A 6,140-nucleotide genomic window follows, 5' to 3' on the forward strand; every position below is an offset into this window, starting at 1 on the left:
CAATGCCGGGCAATGAGTGATATCGCCTATGCCCGCAAGGCCGCTGGCCTCGACCCGAAGAAGTTTGATGACCCGGATCGCACCGCCGACGGCACGTCACGGGCGGTCGTGGCGTTTTCCGGGCTTGAGACGCTGTGGTTCAATACCGGAACCCTCTGCAACCTGACCTGCACCCATTGCTATATGGAATCGAGCCCGACAAATGATCGGCTGGTTTACCTGACAATGGGCGACGTGGCGGCCTATCTCGACGAGATTGTGGCGTCGTGGCTGGCGACAAAGGAAATCGGTTTTACCGGCGGCGAACCTTTCCTCAACCCGGATATTCTCGAGATGTTGCGCGCCGCGCTTGCCGCCGGGTTCCGCGTGCTTGTGCTGACAAATGCCATGCGCCCGATGCAGCGACATAAAAAGGCTCTGATCGCGTTGCAGGAAACCTATGGATCGAAACTCGTTGTTCGCGTTTCGATGGATCACTATGGCAAGGCGTTCCATGACAAGGAGCGCGGTGACGGCACGTGGGAAAAAACCCTCGACGGTCTCAAATGGCTTAGCCGTTCCGGCTTTACCATTCATGTTGCCGGGCGCACCTGTTGGGGCGAGACGACTGACATTTTGCGGGAAGGCTATGGCCGTCTTTTCCGGGCCCATGGCATCGATGTTGATGCGGCCTGTGCGGACGCCCTTGTCCTTTTTCCGGAAATGGACATGGACGAGGACGTGCCGGAGATCACCGAAGCCTGTTGGGACCGTCTTGGTGTTGCCCCTGGCGATATCATGTGCGCGACCTCGCGCATGGTTGTGAAACGAAAAGGGGCGGCCCACCCGGTTGTGCAGGCGTGCACGCTGATCGCCCATGACGCCGTTTTCGAAATGGGGCGTAGCCTTCAGGCTGCTGCGTCCCCGGTAAAGCTGAACCACCCCCATTGCGCGCGTTTCTGTGTTCTCGGCGGCGCCTCGTGCAGCCGCGTTTCTTAAGGCCGGAGGTGTTTTCTTCGGCCTGGACGTGTTTTTTGCCGGTTAAGGTCCCTTGACGAAAAGGCGGGGGGTTTTTATGGTTCGTCTCCCGTGGTGATTTGTTTGACCGGCTTGCGGCCACGGAAAAGAAACCGCTAAAAGGTCCGTGTGGGAACGCCCCTGATCCAATCATCCCTGATCTGAAGGTCAGGGGTTTGCCAGGCTCCCGCCGCTCCTGTGCCGTAAGGGTCTGTGCCGCAAGGGTCTGTATGTTGCAAGGTTCTGTGCCGCAAGGTTCAAGGAGAACGTCAATGGTGGAACGAAAATCCAATCAGGAAAACTGGCGGACCAGCACAAAACTGGTCCGTGGCGGGCAGGTGCGCTCGCAGTTTCAGGAAACCTCCGAGGCGCTGTTTCTTACCTCCGGCTATGTTTATGACGAGGCGGCGCAGGCGGAGCTTGCCTTTAAGGGCGAGCTGGACCGCTACGTCTATTCCCGCTTCAAAAATCCAACCGTTGCCATGTTTGAAGAGCGGATGGCCCTTCTGGAGGGGGCCGAGATTTGCCACGGGACGGCAACGGGGATGGCGGCCGTTTTTGCAACCTTGTCTGGCTATTTATGTGCCGGCGACCGGCTGGTTGTTTCGCGCGCGCTTTTTGGTTCCTGCCGTTACGTAGCCTGTGAGGTGATGCCGCGTTATGGCATCAAAGTTACCGTCGTCGATGGCACGGATCTGGATCAGTGGCGCGATGCGCTTTCCCGTGAAACGAAGATGGTGTTTATCGAATCGCCCTCCAACCCAACCCTTGAAATAATCGACATTCCGGCCGTGGCCGAGCTTGCCCATAAGGCGGGCGCGAAGCTTGTCGTCGACAATGTGTTTGCAACACCTGTTCTGCAATCGCCGTTCACGCTTGGCGCCGACATCGTCGTTTATTCCGCCACGAAACATATCGATGGCCAGGGGCGGTGCATGGGCGGGGCCATTCTGTGCGATGCGGAATTTTCCGAGGAAAATTACGTGCGTTTTCTGCGCAACACCGGCCCGGCGTTAAGCCCGTTTAATGCGTGGGTCTTGCTGAAGGGGTTGGAGACTCTGGCCCTTCGGGTTGAAAAACATTGTGCGAATGCAGCCGCGCTGGCGATCTTTCTGGAAAAGCAAAAGACGGTGCCAAAGCTTTTCTATCCAGGTTTGGCCAGCCATCCACAGCACGCGCTTGCAAAAGCGCAGATGCGCGATTTCGGCACGGTTATCGCCTTTGAGGTCGATGGCGGGAAAAAAGAGGCGTTCCGTTTTCTCGATGCGCTCAAGCTGATCGACATTTCCAACAACCTTGGGGATACGAAAAGCCTGATTACCCATCCGGCAACGACGACACATCAGAGCGTTGATGAGGCGGAGCGTCTTCGCATGGGGATCGGGGAAAACCTGATCCGGATATCCGTTGGCCTGGAAGACGTGGAAGATTTGAAGGAAGACCTGGCCCAGGCTTTTAAGGCGCTTTAGAAAATTCAGGGCGCGCAAAAGGGCATTTGGGTCCTCCCTATGCTGGACATCACCGGCGCGCGCCGTAGAATGGGGGTGCCGGAAGCGGGCGTGAACATTTCAGGAACAAAAACGCGAACGTAGAGCGCAGAATGTACAAGGAAATCACCAACTCAATCGAAGTGACGGTCGAACCCGTCTATCTTGAGGACCAATCGGCACCGGATGAGCACCATTTTGTCTGGGCCTATCGGGTTCGTATTGAGAATTTGGGCGACAAAACCGTCCAATTGGTGAACCGGTATTGGCGTATAACGGATGCGGATGGACGGGTTCAGGAAGTGCATGGCGCCGGGGTTGTTGGCGAACAGCCGATTTTGTCTCCGGGGGAGGCGTTCGAATATACGAGTGGTACGCCACTGCGTACGTCAAGCGGGATCATGGTAGGGTCTTACGAAATGGAATTGGAAAATGGGGACTCTTTTGATATCGCCATTCCGCCTTTCTCACTGGATTCGCCGAATGAAAATGCCTTGCTGCATTAACGTTGATCCGACCCTCAGCCTCCATTTCAAAATAGAATAAAGGAAGACGCCATCATGAGTTCGAAGTCGGCGACCCCTTGCCGCCCCATTGCCATCGCACAGACGCGCCCAACAAAGGCAGAGGCGGAGGACGCCGTGCGGATACTTCTTCGCTGGGCGGGCGAAGACCCGGATCGCGAGGGTCTTCTCGATACGCCGGATCGTGTCGTGCGTTCCTACCGCGAGTTTTTTGCCGGTTACGAGGAAGACCCGGTCGAACTTCTCCAGCGTACGTTCGAAGAGACGGACGGCTACGACGAAATGGTTGTTCTGCGCGACATTCGCTTTGAATCCCATTGCGAACACCACCTTGCGCCGATCATTGGCGTTGCCCATGTCGCTTATCTTCCGAAATGTCGGGTTATCGGCATCAGCAAACTCGCACGGGTTATCGAAGTCTATGCAAGGCGGATGCAGATTCAGGAAAAGATGACGGTACAGATTGCCACTGCCATTCACGAAGTTCTGGAGCCAAAGGGCGTCGCGGTAGTGCTCGAAGCGGAACATCACTGCATGACGACGCGCGGCATCCACAAACCGGGGGTCGCGATGGTCACCAGCCATATGACCGGCGCGTTTCGGGAGAATGCGGCAACGCGGCGTGAATTTATGGCGATGATTGGCTAGATTCGGGTTTCCCCATCCATTGGCCACTGATCGCATGGGGTAAGGACGATCCCGGACAAAAAATGCGTCCGGCTTTAAGTGGTTACTTCCAGTTCCGCTGAAACGGTGGCGAGGCCTGCCTTGCTTGATTTCCGACCCATTCTGTTTGTTGTTGGTCTGCTTCTGACGACTCTTGCCGTGGCAATGAGCGTGCCGGCAATTGCCGATGCGTTGGTCGGGAATGCGGATTGGCTGATCTTTGCGATTTCTTCCGGGTTCACTCTTTTTGTCGGGGTGTCGCTTATCCTGGCCGGGCGAGCCGCCGAAATGCGGCTGAGCATCCGCCAGGCCTTTTTGCTGACGACCTTGAGCTGGCTGGCAGTCGCGATCTTCGCGGCCCTGCCGCTTGCCTTTTCGGATTTGGGGCTTTCCTACACGGACGCTTTCTTTGAATCGATGTCGGGTCTGACAACGACAGGTTCGACGGTGATTGTCGGCCTTGACGATGCACCGCCAGGGATTCTGCTTTGGCGGGCGCTGCTGCAATGGCTTGGCGGGGTCGGCATCATCGTGATGGCCGTGGCGGTGCTGCCGGTGCTCCAGGTGGGTGGCATGCAGCTTTTCCAGACGGAATCTTCGGACACGTCCGAGAAAGTGTTGCCCCGGGTTGCCCAGGTCATTACCGGCATTGCAGTGGTCTATATCGGTCTGACGGGGATTTGTGCCTTTTTGCTTTGGATCTGGGGGATGACGGGATTCGAAGCCGTTGTCCATGCCATGACGACGGTTGCAACGGGCGGTTTTTCGACATCGGACCATTCCATCGGCCACTTCAATAGCGCCGCGATCGACTGGACGATTATCGTTTTTATGCTGCTTTCCTGTCTGCCGTTTGTCCTTTATCTACAGGCCGTTCGCGGTAATTTTCTAGCGCTGATACGGGACGGCCAGGTTCGCTGGTTCCTGGGTGCCGTTCTGATTTATGTGTCGGTGATGGCGATCTGGTTATGGGATTCTTACTACTACTCCTTTGGGGAATCCATCCGCCTTTCTGCGTTCCATGTCGTCTCGATCATAACGGGAACAGGCTATTCCACGGCAAGCTTCGACCTTTGGGGAAGTTTTGCGCTGATCGTTTTCTTCCTTCTTATGTTTGTCGGCGGTTGTGCCGGCTCAACAACATGCAGCATTAAAATCTTTCGCTATCAGGTGCTTTATTCGGCAATGAACGCGCAGGTTAAACGCCTTCTTCACCCCCACGGTGTGTTCGTGCCCCATTACAATCGTCGCCCGATTCCGGAATCCGTTATTTTCTCGGTGTTGAGTTTCATCTTTCTTTTCATGATGTGTTTTGCGGCATTGGCAATCGGGCTTGGCTTGCTTGGGCTTGATTTCCTGACGGCGATATCGGGCGCGGCGACGGCGATCACGAATGTTGGGCCTGGGCTTGGCAATGTGATCGGGCCGGATGGCAGCTTCACCTTCCTTCCAGACACTGCGAAATGGTTGCTGGCCGCAGGCATGTTGCTTGGCCGGTTGGAGCTGTTTACGGTTTTGGTGTTGTTTGCACCGGGCTTCTGGCGCGGCTAAGGCGCAACGCGGAAGCCGGACAGATGGGTCTGGATAGCGGCTTCCATCTCGCGGTCGAAGTCCTTTAACAAATCTTCCGTTAAACGGAACCAGTAATCTTCGCGTTTGTTGATGCTTGCGTTCTCCGGGACGGTCTGGTCGCGGAAGGCCTTGGCCTCGGCAAAGGCGCGCCGTGTGCCCTGGGCATCGATGATTTCAAGGCGGGCTTCAAGGGTGGCGGTGTAACGGGCCCCTTGATCCACCGTGAAATAGCCGCCAATGCCGCCAGCCGTGGGAAGTTTTTCTTCGACCACCCTGGCGTCAAGGATCACGAAACGGGCAATTGCGCCGCCTGGTGCGCCCGCCGCCGTCAACCGGTCCGTGGCCCAGCGTTCCGCCGTTTTCATGGGCGAGGTCGGGAAAAGATGTTCGACGTTTGGCGTACGCATCGGCGGCGTGTACGCGCGCACAATTTCGATCGCGTCCACGTTGAGGCGAACGCCGCCTCGACAGAACGCGCTCCGGGTCGAGACTTCGACTTCCATGAGCGAGAGGTCGATTCGTTGAACCGTCTCGAAGAAGGGGACGCGGAACCCGCGGCCTTTGCCCGTCGCCGAGCTGATCATTCGGTAGCCGAGCCCGTTCTTGTTGTTGGCGCGGCCCGAGAACACGAGGAGCTCGTTAGGCCGGCATATGAACAGGAACTGCTTGACCATCCAGATCAGGCCGAGCGTGGCGATCAAGGTGGCGACGCTGCCGGCGACGACCGCGAAGAAAAGCTCCAAGCCGCCTTCCTTGGCAGCTAACAATAGAGGCAAACCGATCACTCAACCCTCCTTGGCTGATTACGAACGACCCCGGATGGGGTCGTTGCGAGAAGGCGCTCTCCCCGACCGTGAGTTGAGCGCTCTTGACTGAAAGTGTGTGGGAAACGCCA

7 protein-coding genes and 1 riboswitch are annotated in these 6,140 nt (G+C 56.9%); of the genes, 6 read left to right on the plus strand and 1 reads right to left on the minus strand.

Annotated features, from left to right (window positions below; genetic code table 11):
• The first annotated feature begins 12 nt into the window (after nucleotides 1-12).
• From COA65_10460 to COA65_10480, 5 genes are all read left to right on the plus strand, one after another.
• Entirely contained in the window at nucleotides 13-978 is a 966-nt protein-coding gene (locus COA65_10460; GenBank protein PCJ56682.1) for a radical SAM protein, read from the plus strand.
• Between the two features lie 80 nt (nucleotides 979-1,058).
• Nucleotides 1,059-1,136, plus strand: a riboswitch (SAM riboswitch).
• Between the two features lie 132 nt (nucleotides 1,137-1,268).
• Nucleotides 1,269-2,465: an O-succinylhomoserine sulfhydrylase gene (gene metZ, locus COA65_10465; protein PCJ56683.1), complete on the plus strand. Its 1,197-nt coding sequence runs from the start codon at nucleotides 1,269-1,271 to the stop codon at nucleotides 2,463-2,465.
• A 131-nt stretch (nucleotides 2,466-2,596) separates the two neighbouring features.
• Nucleotides 2,597-2,989, plus strand: a complete 393-nt coding sequence (locus COA65_10470; GenBank protein PCJ56684.1) for a Co2+/Mg2+ efflux protein ApaG — start codon at nucleotides 2,597-2,599, stop codon at nucleotides 2,987-2,989.
• A gap of 54 nt (nucleotides 2,990-3,043) precedes the next feature.
• Nucleotides 3,044-3,655 (plus strand): GTP cyclohydrolase I FolE, encoded by a 612-nt coding sequence (folE, locus tag COA65_10475; GenBank protein PCJ56685.1) that lies wholly within the window; start codon nucleotides 3,044-3,046, stop codon nucleotides 3,653-3,655.
• 183 nt (nucleotides 3,656-3,838) lie between these two features.
• Nucleotides 3,839-5,224, plus strand: coding sequence for a potassium transporter TrkH (locus COA65_10480; protein PCJ56695.1), 1,386 nt, complete (start codon nucleotides 3,839-3,841; stop codon nucleotides 5,222-5,224).
• Here the strand turns inward: COA65_10480 and COA65_10485 are convergent.
• On the minus strand, nucleotides 5,221-5,748 hold the full coding sequence (locus COA65_10485; protein PCJ56686.1) for a hypothetical protein: 528 nt from the start codon (nucleotides 5,746-5,748) through the stop codon (nucleotides 5,221-5,223). The two genes, COA65_10480 and COA65_10485, sit on opposite strands and share 4 nt — an antisense overlap.
• An 18-nt stretch (nucleotides 5,749-5,766) precedes the next feature.
• Between COA65_10485 and COA65_10490 the strand changes: the two genes are divergently transcribed.
• Nucleotides 5,767-6,009, plus strand: coding sequence for a hypothetical protein (locus COA65_10490; GenBank protein ID PCJ56687.1), 243 nt, complete (start codon nucleotides 5,767-5,769; stop codon nucleotides 6,007-6,009).
• The last annotated feature ends 131 nt before the right edge of the window (nucleotides 6,010-6,140 follow it).

The sequence above is a fragment of the Rhodospirillaceae bacterium genome, assembly GCA_002746255.1.
In the GTDB taxonomy this organism is placed as follows: domain Bacteria; phylum Pseudomonadota; class Alphaproteobacteria.

Excerpts from the sequence above, each read along its gene's own strand:
- COA65_10460 (PCJ56682.1), top strand. The coding sequence starts at position 13 with ATGAGTGATATCGCCTATGCCCGCAAGGCCGCTGGCCTCGACCCGAAG.
- metZ (PCJ56683.1), top strand. The coding sequence starts at position 1,269 with ATGGTGGAACGAAAATCCAATCAGGAAAACTGGCGGACCAGCACAAAA.
- COA65_10470 (PCJ56684.1), top strand. The coding sequence starts at position 2,597 with ATGTACAAGGAAATCACCAACTCAATCGAAGTGACGGTCGAACCCGTC.
- folE (PCJ56685.1), top strand. The coding sequence starts at position 3,044 with ATGAGTTCGAAGTCGGCGACCCCTTGCCGCCCCATTGCCATCGCACAG.
- COA65_10480 (PCJ56695.1), top strand. The coding sequence starts at position 3,839 with ATGAGCGTGCCGGCAATTGCCGATGCGTTGGTCGGGAATGCGGATTGG.
- COA65_10485 (PCJ56686.1), bottom strand. The coding sequence starts at position 5,748 with ATGGAAGTCGAAGTCTCGACCCGGAGCGCGTTCTGTCGAGGCGGCGTT.